Raw genomic sequence first — 15,520 nt, 5'->3', positions numbered from 1 at the left:
TTTTCGCTTCGGATTGCCCGCCATGACTGCCCATCGAATAGGTTTCCTGATTTGGCCCAGCACTAAAGCCTTGACGCTGGCGCTGGCCGAGGAGGCCTTGCGTGTCGCCCAGCGCGTGCATCCGGACGTGGTCTACGAATTGTCGTTCCTGCAAGCCGAGCCACCGGCCGAGGGCGCTTGGCAGTTACCCGGTGAATCCTGGGTCGGCAAGCTCGAAGGTCTTCAGAAACTGTTTCTGGTGGCCGACGAGCCACCAACGACGCTGGCCTCGCCGCTGAGCAGCGCCCTCAAGCAATTGGTGCGCGCAGGTTGCGTCATCGGCGGTTTGTCCGCTGGCGTCTATCCGCTGGCACAGTTGGGTTTGCTCGATGGCTATCGAGCTGCCGTTCACTGGCGCTGGCAAGATGACTTCTCCGAGCGCTTCCCCAAGGTCATCGCCACCAGCCATTTGTTTGATTGGGACCGCGATCGCCTGAGCGCTTGCGGCGGCATGTCGGTGCTTGATCTGCTGTTGGCGGTGCTGGCCCGGGACCACGGCGCCGAACTGGCTGGCGCGGTGTCGGAAGAACTGGTGGTCGAGCGCATCCGTGAAGGCGGCGAGCGCCAGCGTATTCCGTTGCAGAACCGCTTGGGTTCCAGTCATCCGAAGCTCACCCAGGCCGTGCTGTTGATGGAAGCCAACATCGAAGAGCCGTTGACCACCGACGAGATCGCCCAGCATGTGTGCGTGTCCCGCCGGCAGCTGGAGCGGATCTTCAAGCAGTACCTCAATCGCGTGCCGAGCCAGTATTACCTGGAGCTGCGCCTGAACAAGGCTCGGCAGATGTTGATGCAGACCAGCAAATCCATCATCCAGATCGGCCTGTCCTGTGGTTTCTCCTCGGGGCCACACTTCTCCAGCGCCTACCGCAACTTCTTCGGCGCGACGCCGCGGGAAGATCGCAACCAGCGGCGTAGCAGCAGCCCGTTCGAATTGTCCTCGGTGCCGTCCGAGCGCGGCTAAATGGTAAGACTGCGGATAGAGCGGTCAACACAAAAACTGTGGGAGCGAGCTTGCTCGCGATGACGGAGTGTCAGTCAATGCTGAAGGTGACTGACACTGCGCCATCGCGAGCAAGCTCGCTCCCACAGGTGTTTTGTGCCTGGCAGCGGAAATGTGGATGCAGGTGCCTCAAATACACCGGCAACGTTTAAACTGCGCCATTGCGACGCTATTTGTCGCATTGCCGTAAACCCGCGCAAAACGTGGGTTGGCGCTATAAGAAGTTGTCGCTTGGCGGCAAGGCCGGGCTGAAAACTGTCCTTACAATCCTTACCAAGCTCGCCAGTTCCAGGCGGGTGTTCCTCTTCAGGAGACTCCGATGTCCGTTGAGCAAGCCGCGGTACAACGCGCCGATTTCGACCAGGTGATGGTTCCCAACTATGCACCTGCAGCCTTCATTCCTGTGCGTGGTGCCGGTTCGCGCGTGTGGGACCAGTCCGGTCGCGAGCTGATCGACTTTGCGGGCGGTATCGCGGTCAACGTACTGGGCCATGCCCACCCGGCGCTGGTCGGTGCACTGACCGAGCAGGCAAATAAGCTGTGGCACGTATCGAACGTGTTCACCAACGAGCCAGCCCTGCGCCTGGCGCATAAACTGGTCGATGCGACCTTCGCCGAGCGCGCATTCTTCTGCAACTCCGGCGCCGAAGCCAACGAGGCCGCTTTCAAGCTGGCCCGCCGGGTCGGGTTCGATCGGTTCGGCAGCGAAAAATATGAAATCATCGCCGCGCTCAACAGTTTCCACGGCCGGACGCTGTTCACCGTCAACGTAGGCGGACAGTCGAAGTACTCCGATGGTTTCGGCCCTAAAATCACGGGCATCACCCACGTTCCTTACAACGACCTGGCGGCTCTGAAAGCGGCGGTCTCGGACAAGACCTGCGCTGTGGTGCTGGAACCCATCCAAGGCGAGGGCGGTGTGTTGCCGGCCGAGTTGGCCTACCTGCAGGGCGCCCGTGAACTGTGCGATGCACACAACGCACTGCTGGTTTTCGACGAAGTGCAGACCGGCATGGGCCGTAGCGGCGAGCTGTTCGCCTACATGCATTACGGCGTGGTCCCGGACATCCTCACCAGCGCCAAGAGCCTGGGCGGCGGTTTCCCGATCGCGGCGATGCTCACCACCGAAGCGCTGGCCAAGCACCTTGTCGTCGGCACCCACGGCACCACCTACGGCGGCAACCCGCTGGCCTGCGCGGTGGCCGAAGCGGTAATCGATGTGGTCAATACCCCTGAAGTGCTCAATGGCGTCAAGGCCAAGCACGACAAATTCAAGACCCGGCTGTTGCAGATCGGCGAGAAGTACGGCCTGTTCACCCAAGTGCGTGGCCTGGGTCTGCTGATCGGTTGCGTGCTGAACGACGCCTGGAAGGGCAAGGCCAAGGACATCTTCAACGCCGCCGAACAGGAAGGCCTGATGATCCTGCAAGCCGGCCCGGACGTGATCCGCTTCGCTCCGAGCCTGGTGGTGGAAGACGCCGACATCGACGCCGGCCTGGACCGCTTCGAGCGGGCCGCGGTGAAGTTGACCCAAGGCTGAGTTCAGACTAGTCCGGCTCCATTGGGGCCGGCTTTTGTGGGAGCGAGCCTGCTCGCGATTGCGGCCGCCTCGGTCCGCCAGGCAGATCGAGCCGTCGGCATCGCGAGCAGGCTCGCTCCCACAGGAGATCCACTGCAATGTCTGGGTTAATGTCCGGTTTTATTTTCTGTGTATCGATCTTACGGTCGAACCCTTTATTTCAAGTTAAGGAGTGACACCATGCTGGTGATGCGCCCCGCGCAAATGGCTGATCTGGGCGAGGTACAGCGTCTGGCTGCGGACAGCCCGATCGGTGTCACTTCCTTGCCGGATGACGTGGAACGCTTGAGCGACAAGATCGCCGCAAGCGAGGCCTCGTTTGCCGCCGAAGTCAGCTTCAATGGTGAAGAAAGTTATTTCTTCGTTCTCGAAGACACCGCCACCGGCAGATTGGCCGGCTGTTCGGCCATTGTCGCTTCGGCGGGTTATTCCGAACCGTTCTACAGCTTCCGCAACGAGACCTTCGTCCACGCTTCCCGTGAGCTGAAGATCCACAACAAGATCCACGTACTCTCCCAGTGCCACGACCTGACCGGCAATAGCTTGCTGACCAGCTTCTACGTGGTCCCGGAACTGGTGGGTTCGCCGTGGTCGGAGCTGAACTCGCGCGGGCGCCTGCTGTTTGTCGCCAGCCACCCGGAGCGTTTCGCCGATTCGGTGGTGACCGAGATCGTCGGCTATAGCGACGAAAACGGCGACTCGCCATTCTGGGACGCCATCGGTCGCAACTTCTTCGACCTCAACTATGCCGCCGCCGAGCGCCTGTGCGGGTTGAAAAGCCGGACCTTCCTCGCCGAGCTGATGCCGCATTACCCGATCTACGTGCCGCTGTTACCGGATGCCGCCCAGGAAGCCATGGGCCAGGTCCACCCGCGCGCGCAGATCACCTTCGACATCCTGATGCGCGAGGGTTTCGAGACCGATCACTACATCGACATCTTTGACGGCGGCCCGACCCTGCACGCTCGCGTCTCGGGGATCCGCTCGATCGCCCAGAGCCGCGTGGTGCCGGTGAAGATCGGCGAAACCGTCAAGGGCGCCGGGCGGCAGTACCTGGTGGCCAATGCCCAACTCCAGGATTACCGCGCCGTGTTGCTCGACCTCGACTACGCGCCAGGCAAACCTGTGACGCTGGACATGGAAGCAGCCGAAGCCCTGGGTGTTGGCGAAGGCGCCAGCGTGCGCCTGGTAGCGGTTTAAACAGCAGTTTTCGCGGGTGGCATGAGCGGCCCGTTCGAGGAGATAGCATGATCGTTCGTCCCGTACGCAGCAGCGATTTACCCGCTCTGATCGCCCTGGCCCGCAGCACCGGCACCGGCCTGACCACCTTGCCGGCCAATGAAGAGCGTCTGGCCCATCGGGTTGGCTGGGCCGAAAAGACCTTTCGCGGCGAAGCTGGGCGTGGTGACGCGGACTACCTGTTCGTGCTCGAAGACGATGACGGTCGCGTGATAGGTATTTCCGCCATCGCAGGCGCCGTGGGGTTGCGTGAGCCTTGGTACAACTTCCGGGTTGGCCTGACAGTCAGTGCTTCCCAAGAGCTGAACATCTATCGGGAGATCCCGACGTTGTTCCTGGCCAACGACCTGACGGGCAATTCCGAGCTGTGCTCGCTGTTCCTCCACGCGGACTACCGCAATGGCCTCAATGGCCGGATGCTGGCGAAGGCGCGGCTGCTGTTCATCGCCGAATTCCCACAGCTGTTCGGCAACAAGATCATCGCCGAGATGCGCGGCATGTCCGACGACAACGGGCGCTCGCCGTTCTGGGAAAGCCTGGGCCGGCACTTCTTCAAGATGGAGTTCAGCCAGGCTGACTACCTGACCGGGGTCGGTAACAAAGCGTTCATCGCCGAGCTGATGCCCAAGTTTCCGCTGTACACCTGCTTCTTGTCCGAGGACGCCCGGGCCGTGATCGGCCAGGTCCATCCCGACACCGAGCCGGCGCTGTCGATGCTCAAGAGCGAAGGATTCAGTTACCAGGGCTACGTCGACATCTTCGACGCTGGCCCGGCCATCGAGTGCGAGACCGGCAAGATCCGCGCGATCCGCGACAGCCAGGCGCTGGTTCTGGCCGTTGGCACGCCCGGCGATGACGCCACGCCATTTCTCATTCATAACCGCAAATGCCAGGACTGCCGCATCACGGCGGCGCCGGCGCGTTTCGCCGCGGGCACCCTGGTGGTCGATCCACTGACCGCCAAACGTCTTCAACTCAACGCTGGCGACCAGGTGCGTGCCGTGGCGTTGTCTGCCGCTCGGGAGTCGAAATAATGAAATCGTTGTACATCGCTGGAAGTTGGCTGGAAGGCCAGGGCGACGTCTTTGAGTCGTTGAACCCGGTGACCCAGCAAGTGCTGTGGTCTGGAAAAGGCGCGACGGCGGCGCAGGTGGAGTCCGCCGTGCAGGCGGCGCGCCAGGCATTCCCGGACTGGGCGCGACGCTCGCTGGATGAGCGCATCCAGGTGTTGGAAGCGTTCGCCGACACCCTGAAGACGCACGCTGACGAATTGGCCCGTTGCATTGGTGAGGAAACCGGCAAGCCCTTGTGGGAAGCCGCCACCGAAGTCACCAGCATGATCAACAAAGTCGCCATCTCAGTGCAGAGCTACCGCGAGCGCACCGGCGAGAAAAGCGGCCCTCTGGGCGACGCTACCGCCGTGCTGCGCCACAAGCCCCACGGTGTGGTGGCGGTGTTCGGTCCTTACAACTTTCCTGGTCACTTGCCCAACGGGCACATTGTGCCTGCGCTGCTGGCGGGCAATTGCGTGTTGTTCAAGCCCAGTGAGCTGACGCCGAAAGTCGCCGAGCTGACGGTCAAGTGCTGGGAGGAGGCGGGCCTGCCGGCAGGCGTGTTGAACCTGCTGCAAGGCGCGCGGGAAACCGGTATTGCCCTGGCGGCGGAACCAGGGATCGACGGGCTGTTCTTCACCGGGTCCAGCCGTACCGGCAATCTTCTGCACCAACAGTTCTCCGGTCGCCCGGACAAGATCCTCGCCCTGGAAATGGGTGGCAACAATCCGTTGGTGGTCGATGAGGTGGCCGACGTCGATGCGGCGGTGTACACCATCATCCAGTCCGCATTCATTTCCGCCGGCCAGCGCTGCACCTGCGCGCGCCGCCTGCTGGTGCCGGAAGGAGCCTGGGGCGATGCCTTGCTGGCGCGCCTGGTGCAGGTCAGCTCGACCCTCGACGTCGGGGCCTTCGACCAGCAACCGGCGCCGTTCATGGGCTCGGTGGTTTCCCTTGCCGCCGCGAAGGCTCTGATGGATGCGCAAAACCATTTACTGGGCAAGGGCGCCGTGCCGCTGTTGGCCATGACCCAGCCGCAACCCCAGGCTGCGTTGTTGACGCCAGGGATCCTCGATGTCACTGCCGTGGCCGAGCGCCCCGACGAGGAATTGTTCGGGCCGTTGCTGCAGGTCATTCGCTACAAGGATTTCGCGGGCGCGATCAGCGAAGCCAACAATACTCAATATGGCCTGGCCGCCGGCTTGCTTTCGGATTCCCAGGAACGCTACGAGCAGTTCTGGCTGCAAAGCCGCGCCGGTATCGTCAACTGGAACAAACAACTGACCGGCGCCGCCAGCAGCGCGCCGTTCGGCGGTGTCGGTGCCTCGGGCAACCACCGCGCCAGCGCTTATTACGCGGCGGATTATTGCGCGTATCCGGTGGCTTCCCTGGAAACGCCGAGCCTGGTCATGCCGGCGAGCCTGACGCCTGGCGTAAAAATGGTGTAGTCCGTTTCGCGAGCAGGCTCGCTCTCACAGGGATTTGCACAATCCATTGTGGGAGCGAGCCTGCTCCGGGCGGCGATCCGACGAAGCCCGCACTGCGGTCTTTACTGATGCCTATAAAAACAGATTCTCGTGGAGCCTCGCTGATGAAATCCTATGAAGTCAACTTTGACGGTCTGGTGGGGCCGACCCATAACTACGGCGGGCTTTCCTACGGCAACGTCGCCTCCCAGAGCAACAGCCAGCAATCTTCCAACCCCAAGGAAGCGGCATTGCAAGGCCTGGCGAAAATGAAAGCGCTGATGGACATGGGGTTCCAGCAAGGGGTGCTGGCGCCGCAGGAGCGCCCGGACGTAGCGGCTTTGCGCCGGCTGGGCTTTGCCGGCAGCGATGCCCAGGTCATCCAGCAGGCCGCCAAAGAAGCCATGCCGCTGCTCGTTGCCAGTTGCTCGGCCTCGAGCATGTGGGTTGCCAATGCCGCCACCGTCAGCCCGAGCGCCGACACGGCTGACGGTCGCGTGCATTTCACCGCCGCCAACCTCAACTGCAAATACCACCGCAGCATCGAACACCCGACCACCAGTCGCGTGCTGGGGGCGATGTTTGCCAACGCGCAACACTTCGCCCACCACGCCGCATTGCCGGCGGTGGCACAGTTCGGCGACGAAGGCGCGGCCAACCACACGCGTTTCTGTCGCGCCTATGGCGAAGCCGGTGTCGAGTTCTTCGTGTTCGGTCGCAGTGCATTCGACAGCCGTTTCCCTTCGCCACAGAAATACCCGGCGCGCCAGACCCTCGAAGCGTCCCGCGCCGTCGCCCGCCTGCACGGCTTGAGCGAAGAGGGCGTGGTCTACGCCCAGCAGAACCCGGCGGTGATCGACCAGGGGGTTTTCCACAACGACGTGATCGCAGTGGGCAATGGCGAGGTGTTGTTCTATCACGAGGATGCGTTCCTCGAGACCGACAAGATGCTGGCCGAGCTGAGCAACAAACTCGCCAAGGTTGGTGGGAAATTTCAGTCGGTGTGTGTACCGCGTTCGGCGGTCACCGTGGATGACGCGGTGCGTTCCTACTTGTTCAACAGCCAATTGCTGTCGCGTCCCGATGGCTCGATGCTGTTGATCGTTCCGGAAGAGTGCCGCAGCAACGAACGCGTCTGGCAGTACCTGCAAGGCCTGACGGGTTCTGGCGGGGTCATCCGAGAAGTGAAGGTCTTCGACCTCAAGCAAAGCATGCAGAACGGTGGCGGCCCGGCGTGCCTGCGGTTGCGCGTGGCGTTGAACGAAACCGAGCTGGCCGCCGTCAACCCAGGGGTTATCATGACCGCGCCGCTGTACGATTCGCTGACCCAGTGGGTCGAGCGCCACTACCGCGACCGCATGGCCGAAAACGACCTGGCGGACCCGCAGTTGCTGCTTGAATGCAGGTCGGCCCTGGATGAGCTGACACAAATCCTTAAACTTGGCTCGGTCTATCCTTTCCAGATCAATTGAAAGCGCGCGCGACCTGACTACAGTCAAAGCAGGGCGCGTTGCCTTATCCCCAGACGAGAATGTAAAAACATGAGCGATACCCTGCAGCTGATTCTTGAAGACACCGACGGCACGCAACTGGAAACCTCCTGCACCCGCGTCGCGGTGATGTGGCAGGGCAAGGAACTGTGGATCCAGCAGGACGGCCGTGGTCAGTTGCTGATCGGCGTCGACGTGGAGGAAGGAGACGAGGAATACGCCAACCTGCTGTTGCGTCCGTTGGCGACCAACCTGGTCAGCCTGCAACTGGAAATGGAACCGGCGGACGTCGGCGACGATGACCATGTCCATGGCCCGGATTGCGGCCACGACCATTAAGGAAACCGCATTATGCTCGCCCTCGGCAAACTGCTTGAACTGACCCTCGCCGGCCGTGAACCGGCGGAGAAGACTCAACTGACTGTCGAAGGCGTACGGATGCGCTGGCTGAGCGAGGGCGCGCTGGAGGTCAAGCCGCCCGAAGCCCGGGATAATGGCCTGGACCTGCTGTTATCGGCGGGTATCCACGGCAACGAAACCGCGCCGATCGAATTGCTTGACCGGCTGTTGCATGACATTGCCCGTGGCGACCTGAAGCCCCGGGCGCGCATTCTGTTCCTGTTCGGAAATCCCGAGGCAATCCGTCGCGGCGAGCGCTTTGTCGAGCAGGACGTCAACCGGCTGTTCAATGGTCGCCATGAGTTGAGTGGCGGGCCCGAGGCGTTGCGCGCCTGTGAGCTGGAGCGCTTGGCCGCAAGTTTTTTCAGCGTGCCGGACCGCAGCCGTCTGCACTACGACCTGCACACCGCCATTCGCGGCTCGAAGATCGAGCAGTTCGCCCTGTACCCCTGGAAAGAAGGCCGCCAGCACTCACGCCGTGAGCTGGCGCGCCTGCGCGCGGCGGGCATGGAAGCGGTGTTGCTGCAGAACAAGCCCTCCATCGTATTCAGCGCCTACACCTACGACCAGCTCGGTGCCGAATCCTTCACCCTGGAACTGGGCAAGGCCCGGCCGTTCGGGCAAAACGACGGCGTCAACGTCAACTTGCTGGAAACCCGTCTGCAGCAGATCATCGAAGGCAACGAACCCGAGCTGGAGGACAGCCTGGACGGCCTGCAACTGTTCAGCGTGGCGCGGGAAATCATCAAGCACAGCGACAGCTTCCGCCTGAATCTGCCCGCGGACATCGAGAATTTCTCGGAACTGGATAAAGGCTATGTGCTGGCCGAAGACATCGCCCAGACCCGCTGGGTGATCGAAGAAGAGGGCGCCCGGATCATCTTCCCGAACCCCAAGGTGAAGAATGGTTTGCGGGCCGGCATCCTGATCGTGCCAGCGACTGACGAAAACTTGGCCTGACCCGAATCTCAGGCTTGATACATGCCTCTGTGGGAGCGAGCCTGCTCGCGATAGCTGAGTGTCAGCCACAAGGATGTCGGCTGGAGCACCGCTATCGCGAGCAAGCTCGCTCCCACAGGTTTTTTAGCGGCTTTTAAACCGCTACCGCCCGCTGCTCACTGCGACGCAACGCCCGAGTCTTATGCAGCGTATCGGCACACGTCTTCGCCGCTTCCTGGCCCTTGTGTACGAAGTGCTCGAAGAAAAACTTCTGGTGTTCTTCGCCTGCATGGAAGTGATGCGGCGTCAGCACGACCGAGAACACCGGTACCTCGGTTTCCAACTGGACCTGCATCAGGCCGCTGATGACCGATTGGGCGACAAACTCGTGGCGGTAGATCCCGCCATCCACCACCAGGCCGGCAGCGACGATACCGGCGTAACGGCCGGATTTGGCCAGCAACTTGGCGTGGAGCGGGATTTCAAAGGCACCGCCGACTTCGAAGAAGTCGATGTCGCTTTCCTGGTAGCCCTGGCTGATCATTTCGGCGACGAAGCCTTTGCGGCTCTGGTCGACGATTTCCTTGTGCCAGCAGGCCTGGATGAACGCGACGCGCTCGCCCGGATGGGTTTTGGTCTTGCTGTCGATTGCGGTGGGTTGCATGTTCTGGTTCCTGTTTGTGTAAAAAACAGGGCGTCATGAATCGAAGGGGATTCGAGGGTACGCCGCGCACAGAGTCGCAGTCGGCCCTTGGGTGTCGATCCCGTTCTCTCTTCATCCGGACTATGACCGTCGGCCCCGGGATCAAACCGGGTCTGCTGACCTTGCCGCTGCACCGCGAAAGCCGTGTAGTGCCAAGCGCTCGCGGGCTATGCGCATTGCGCGCAATTACCGCCGGTGGGGAATCGCACCCCGCCCTGAGAACGTTTTGCCGACACATTTTGTGACGGCGGAGGATTTTTAACACATAAGCCCCTGTGGGAGCGAGCTTGCTCGCGATAGCGGTGGTTCAGCTTGCATCGATGTGGACGTACTGCCGCTATCGCGAGCAAGCTCGCTACCACAGGTGATTTGGATGGTTCGTGTGGTCCTGGGCTTGATTATTCCGCGCCATGCCCGCAGTAATTGCCCTTAGAAAGGGAATTTTCCCCACCAGAACCCGAGGCCAGATTCATGAGTGTTATCGATCTTCGCAGCGACACGGTCACCCAACCCTCCGCCGGCATGCTGGATGCCATGGCCAGCGCGCCGACCGGCGACGATGTGTATGGCGAAGACCCGACTGTCAACCGTCTCGAAGCCGAGCTCGCCGAGCGCCTGGGTTTTGCCGCGGCACTGTTCGTGCCCTCAGGCACCATGAGCAATCTGCTGGGGTTGATGGCCCATTGCGAGCGCGGCGACGAATATATCGTCGGCCAGCAAGCCCACACCTACAAATACGAGGGCGGCGGCGCGGCGGTGCTTGGTTCGATCCAGCCGCAACCTCTCGAAGTGCAGGCGGATGGCTCGTTAGACCTGGCGCACGTCGCGGCGGCGATCAAGCCCGACGATTTCCACTTTGCCCGCACACGACTGCTAGCCCTGGAAAACACCATGCAGGGCAAGGTGCTGCCGCTGGATTACCTGGCCCGAGCCCGGCGCTTTACCCAGGAGCATGGGCTTGCCCTTCATCTGGACGGGGCACGGTTGTACAACGCCGCCGTCAAGCTGAATGTCGATGCCCGGGAAATCACCCAACATTTCGATTCGGTGTCGGTGTGCCTGTCCAAGGGGCTGGGTGCTCCGGTGGGCTCGGTGCTGTGCGGCACGGTCGAGCTGATCGGCAAGGCCCGCCGGCTGCGCAAAATGGTTGGCGGGGGGATGCGCCAGGCCGGGATCCTCGCTGCGGCGGGGCTGTATGCCCTGGACCATAACGTCCACCGCCTGGCTGATGACCACGCCAATGCTCAGACGCTCGCCGAAGGCTTGCGCGCGGCGGGCTACGAGGTCGAGCCGGTGCATACCAACATGGTCTACGTGCAAATGGGTGAGCGGGCCGAGGCGATCAAGGCGTTTGCCGATGAGCGGGGCGTCAAGCTCAGCGCGGCTTCACGGCTGCGAATGGTGACGCACATGGACGTGAGCGCGGCGCAAATCGATCACGTGATCACCACTTTCGTCGAATTTTCCCGCCAATGACCCGGGAACCGGGGTAATTGATAGTTTCTATCGCATAAACACGCTGTACCCCACGCGAAGGGCCGATATAATGCGGCCCTTTGCCGTTGCTCCGTCTGTTGACGTTTTGCACAGGCCTTTGGCCGCAGCCTCCGTGGAAGAACCTAATGAAAAGCGCAGAAATCCGTGAAGCCTTCCTTCGCTTCTTCGAAGAGCAAGGCCACACCCGAGTAGCCTCCAGCTCTTTGATTCCGGGCAACGACCCGACCCTGCTGTTCACCAACGCGGGGATGAACCAGTTCAAGGACTGCTTCCTGGGCCAGGAAAAACGTGCCTACACCCGTGCGGTGAGCAGCCAGAAGTGCGTGCGCGCCGGCGGCAAGCACAACGACCTGGAAAACGTCGGCTATACCGCTCGTCACCACACGTTCTTCGAGATGCTGGGCAACTTCAGCTTCGGTGATTATTTCAAGCGTGACGCCATTACTTTTGCCTGGACGTTCCTCACGTCTGACAAATGGCTGAACCTGCCCAAGGAAAAACTTTGGGTAACGGTCTATGCCACCGACGACGAAGCCTATGACATCTGGACCAAGGACGTCGGTGTCCCGGCTGAGCGCATGGTGCGCATCGGCGACAACAAGGGTGCGCCCTACGCGTCGGATAACTTCTGGACCATGGGTGACACCGGCCCATGCGGCCCTTGCACCGAGATCTTCTACGATCACGGCGCCGACATCTGGGGTGGCCCACCGGGCTCGCCGGAAGAAGACGGTGACCGCTATATCGAAATCTGGAACAACGTCTTCATGCAGTTCAACCGCACCGCCGATGGCGTGTTGCATCCGCTGCCAGCACCGTCGGTGGACACCGGCATGGGCCTGGAGCGGATCAGCGCGGTGCTGCAGCACGTTCACTCCAACTACGAAATCGACCTGTTCCAGAGCCTGCTGAGCGCGTCGGCCAAGGCCATCGGCTGCACCAACGACAACCAGGCTTCGCTGAAAGTAGTCGCTGACCACATCCGTTCCTGCGGCTTCCTGATTGCCGACGGTGTACTGCCTTCCAACGAAGGCCGCGGTTATGTGCTGCGCCGGATCATCCGCCGCGCCTGCCGCCACGGCAATAAGCTGGGCGCCAAGGGCAGTTTCTTCTATCAGATCGTCGGGGCGCTGGTGGCCGAGATGGGCGAAGCCTTCCCGGAACTCAAGACCCAACAGGCGCATATCGAGCGCGTGCTAAAGGGCGAAGAAGAGCAGTTCGCCAAGACCCTGGAGCAAGGCCTGAAGATCCTCGAGCAGGACCTGGCCGAACTCAAGGGCAACGTGGTGCCGGGCGATGTGGTGTTCAAACTGTACGACACCTACGGCTTCCCGATGGACCTGACTGGCGACATCGCCCGCGAACGCAACCTTACCCTCGACGAGGAAGGTTTCGAGCGCGAGATGGAAGCCCAGCGTGTGCGTGCGCGCTCCGCGAGCTCCTTCGGCATGGACTACAACAGCGTGGTCAAGGTTGACGTGGCGACGGAGTTCACCGGCTACGCCGCGACCACCGGTTCGGCCAAGATCGTCGCCATCTATAAGGATGGGCAGTCGGTCGACATCCTGAGCGAAGGCCAGGAAGGCGTGATCGTGCTGGACAAGACACCGTTCTACGCCGAATCCGGCGGCCAGATCGGCGACAGCGGTTACCTGCAGGCGGGCAACTCGCGCTTCGATGTACGCGATACCACCAAGACCGGCGGTGCCTTCCTGCACCACGGCGTGCTGGCTTCCGGCAGCCTGATGATCGCCGCCCCAGTGGCCGCTCATGTCGATGCCGAGGTTCGCCACGCGACTTCCCTGAACCACTCCGCCACGCACTTGCTGCACGCAGCGTTGCGCCAGGTGCTGGGCGAGCATGTCCAGCAGAAAGGCTCCTTGGTGGACAGCCAGCGCCTGCGCTTCGACTTCAGCCACTTCGAAGCCATCAAGCCTGAGCAGATCAAGGCGCTGGAAGACATTGTCAACGCGCAGATCCGCAAGAACTCACCGGTAGAAACCGAAGAAACCGATATCGAGACCGCCAAGCGCAAGGGCGCGATGGCGCTGTTCGGCGAGAAGTATGGCGACAGTGTCCGTGTACTGAGCATGGGCGACTTCTCCGTTGAGCTGTGCGGTGGCATCCATGCCAATCGCACCGGCGACATCGGCCTGCTGAAGATCATCAGCGAAGGCGGCGTGGCCTCCGGCGTGCGACGTATCGAGGCCGTCACTGGCGCAGCGGCGCTGGCGTACCTCAACGCGGCGGAAGAACAACTCAAGGAAGCGGCCAGCCTGATCAAGGGCAGCCGCGACAACCTGATCGACAAGCTGTCGGTTGTGCTGGAGCGCAACCGCGCGCTGGAAAAGCAACTCGAGCAGTTGCAGGCCAAGGCCGCCAGCGCCGCGGGCGACGATCTGTCGGCCCAGGCCGTGGACGTCAAGGGCGTGAAAGTGCTGGCCGCGCGTCTCGACGGCCAAGACGGCAAGGCCTTGTTGGCGCTGGTCGATCAACTGAAAAACAAACTCGGCCGCGCAGTGATCCTGCTCGGCGGTGTCCATGAGGAAAAGGTCGTTCTCGTCGCAGGCGTGACCAAAGACCTGACTGGCCAACTCAAAGCCGGTGATTTGATGAAGCAGGCCGCTGCGGCAGTGGGCGGGAAGGGCGGTGGTCGTCCAGACATGGCGCAAGGCGGCGGTACCGATGCCGGCGCCCTGGACGCGGCATTGGCCCAGACCGTTGCATTTGTAGAGCAGGGTATTTAAGGCGGCGCCCCGGGTTCGCCAAGGCGGATCCGGCCGCTGTTGAGTGATTATTTGGGCGCCCTTCACGGGCAGAGGCGGCTTTGAAATGGCTTTGATCGTACAGAAATTTGGAGGCACCTCGGTCGGCACCGTCGAGAGAATCGAACAAGTCGCCGACAAGGTTAAGAAATTCCGTGACGCTGGCGATGACCTGGTGGTCGTGCTGTCGGCAATGAGCGGCGAGACCAACCGTCTGATCGATCTGGCCAAGCAAATCAGCGGCGACCAGCAACCGGTCCCCCGCGAGCTGGATGTGATCGTTTCCACTGGTGAGCAGGTGACCATCGCCTTGCTGGCCATGGCGCTGATCAAGCGTGGCGTGCCGGCGGTGTCCTACACCGGTAACCAAGTCCGTATCCTGACGGACAGCGCGCATAACAAAGCGCGTATCCTGCAGATCGACGATCAGAAAATTCGTGGTGACCTGAAGGCCGGTCGTGTCGTGGTTGTCGCCGGTTTCCAGGGTGTGGATGAGCACGGCAACATCACCACCCTTGGTCGTGGCGGTTCCGATACCACTGGTGTCGCGCTGGCAGCAGCCCTCAAGGCTGACGAGTGCCAGATCTACACCGATGTGGATGGCGTCTATACCACCGACCCACGGGTTGTGCCCGTGGCTCAGCGCCTGGACAAGATTACCTTCGAAGAGATGCTGGAAATGGCCAGCCTCGGTTCCAAGGTATTGCAGATCCGCGCGGTTGAATTCGCCGGCAAGTACAACGTTCCGCTGCGCGTCCTGCACAGCTTCAAGGAGGGTCCGGGCACCCTCATTACTATTGATGAAGAGGAATCCATGGAACAGCCGATCATTTCCGGCATCGCTTTCAACCGCGATGAAGCCAAGCTGACCATCCGTGGCGTGCCAGACACCCCCGGCGTGGCCTTCAAGATTCTGGGTCCGATCAGTGCCGCCAACATTGAAGTCGACATGATCGTGCAGAACGTTGCGCACGATAACACCACCGACTTCACCTTTACCGTGCACCGCAACGACTACCAGTCCGCCGAAGCCGTGCTGAAGAAGACGGCCGACGAGATTGGCGCCCGGGAAGTGGTGGGCGATACCAAGATTGCCAAGGTCTCGATCGTTGGTGTTGGCATGCGCTCCCACGCGGGCGTGGCGAGCCGCATGTTCGAGTCCCTGGCCAAGGAAAGCATCAATATCCAGATGATCTCCACCTCGGAAATCAAGGTTTCCGTGGTGATCGAGGAGAAGTACCTGGAACTCGCCGTGCGCGCCCTGCACACGGCTTTCGAACTCGACGCCGCAGCCCGACAGGGCGAGTAAGGCGTTGCCTGAGGGCGCGGCTTCGACCGCGCCCTTTGTT

General features: G+C 61.7%; 12 protein-coding genes and 1 riboswitch. Of the genes, 11 read left to right on the top strand and 1 reads right to left on the bottom strand.

What is annotated here, in order from left to right; genetic code table 11:
* The first annotated feature begins 22 nt into the window (after positions 1-22).
* The 8 genes from argR to astE all read left to right on the top strand — a co-directional run bounded on the left by argR (position 23) and on the right by astE (position 9,227).
* On the top strand, positions 23-1,003 hold the full coding sequence (argR, locus tag J3P81_RS18610; RefSeq protein ID WP_420767503.1) for a transcriptional regulator ArgR: 981 nt from the start codon (positions 23-25) through the stop codon (positions 1,001-1,003).
* 358 nt (positions 1,004-1,361) lie between these two features.
* The gene (locus J3P81_RS18605; protein WP_420767502.1) at positions 1,362-2,582 is read left to right on the top strand and encodes an aspartate aminotransferase family protein; all 1,221 of its coding nucleotides are present in this window, start codon (positions 1,362-1,364) and stop codon (positions 2,580-2,582) included.
* Positions 2,583-2,801: 219 nt separating this feature from the next.
* Entirely contained in the window at positions 2,802-3,821 is a 1,020-nt protein-coding gene (gene aruF, locus J3P81_RS18600; protein WP_420767501.1) for an arginine/ornithine succinyltransferase subunit alpha, read from the top strand.
* A gap of 47 nt (positions 3,822-3,868) precedes the next feature.
* On the top strand, positions 3,869-4,894 hold the full coding sequence (astA, locus tag J3P81_RS18595) for an arginine N-succinyltransferase (protein ID WP_434560237.1): 1,026 nt from the start codon (positions 3,869-3,871) through the stop codon (positions 4,892-4,894).
* On the top strand, positions 4,891-6,360 hold the full coding sequence (gene astD / locus J3P81_RS18590) for a succinylglutamate-semialdehyde dehydrogenase (RefSeq protein WP_434564138.1): 1,470 nt from the start codon (positions 4,891-4,893) through the stop codon (positions 6,358-6,360). The genes astA and astD overlap by 4 nt, the downstream gene beginning before the upstream one ends.
* A 143-nt stretch (positions 6,361-6,503) precedes the next feature.
* Positions 6,504-7,850, top strand: coding sequence for an N-succinylarginine dihydrolase (gene astB, locus J3P81_RS18585; RefSeq protein WP_434560235.1), 1,347 nt, complete (start codon positions 6,504-6,506; stop codon positions 7,848-7,850).
* 69 nt (positions 7,851-7,919) lie between these two features.
* Positions 7,920-8,207 carry a hypothetical protein gene (locus J3P81_RS18580; protein WP_003178862.1) on the top strand — a complete coding sequence of 96 codons (288 nt, stop codon included), beginning with the start codon at positions 7,920-7,922 and terminating at the stop codon, positions 8,205-8,207.
* Positions 8,208-8,219: 12 nt separating this feature from the next.
* Positions 8,220-9,227 (top strand): succinylglutamate desuccinylase, encoded by a 1,008-nt coding sequence (gene astE / locus J3P81_RS18575; RefSeq protein WP_434560233.1) that lies wholly within the window; start codon positions 8,220-8,222, stop codon positions 9,225-9,227.
* 133 nt (positions 9,228-9,360) lie between these two features.
* Here astE and J3P81_RS18570 read toward each other — a convergent pair whose 3' ends face one another.
* On the bottom strand, positions 9,361-9,870 hold the full coding sequence (locus J3P81_RS18570; RefSeq protein WP_420767496.1) for a 6,7-dimethyl-8-ribityllumazine synthase: 510 nt from the start codon (positions 9,868-9,870) through the stop codon (positions 9,361-9,363).
* A 98-nt stretch (positions 9,871-9,968) separates the two neighbouring features.
* A riboswitch (FMN riboswitch) is annotated at positions 9,969-10,136 on the bottom strand.
* Between the two features lie 244 nt (positions 10,137-10,380).
* Here J3P81_RS18570 and ltaE point away from each other — a divergent pair.
* The 3 genes from ltaE (at position 10,381) to J3P81_RS18555 (ending at position 15,480) form a co-directional block, all read left to right on the top strand.
* Positions 10,381-11,385, top strand: coding sequence for a low-specificity L-threonine aldolase (gene ltaE / locus J3P81_RS18565; protein WP_434560231.1), 1,005 nt, complete (start codon positions 10,381-10,383; stop codon positions 11,383-11,385).
* 146 nt (positions 11,386-11,531) lie between these two features.
* Complete coding sequence (gene alaS, locus J3P81_RS18560; RefSeq protein WP_434560229.1) at positions 11,532-14,153, top strand: alanine--tRNA ligase; 2,622 nt, start codon at positions 11,532-11,534, stop codon at positions 14,151-14,153.
* An 85-nt stretch (positions 14,154-14,238) separates the two neighbouring features.
* A complete protein-coding gene (locus J3P81_RS18555) occupies positions 14,239-15,480 on the top strand; it encodes an aspartate kinase (protein ID WP_039591870.1) in 1,242 nt (413 codons plus the stop codon).
* The last annotated feature ends 40 nt before the right edge of the window (positions 15,481-15,520 follow it).

The sequence above is a fragment of the Pseudomonas sp. R1-6 genome (assembly GCF_051132115.1).
Lineage (GTDB): Bacteria > Pseudomonadota > Gammaproteobacteria > Pseudomonadales > Pseudomonadaceae > Aquipseudomonas.
Note: the sequence above shows the minus strand (reverse complement) of the source record. Positions and strands in the feature narration are given on the sequence as shown.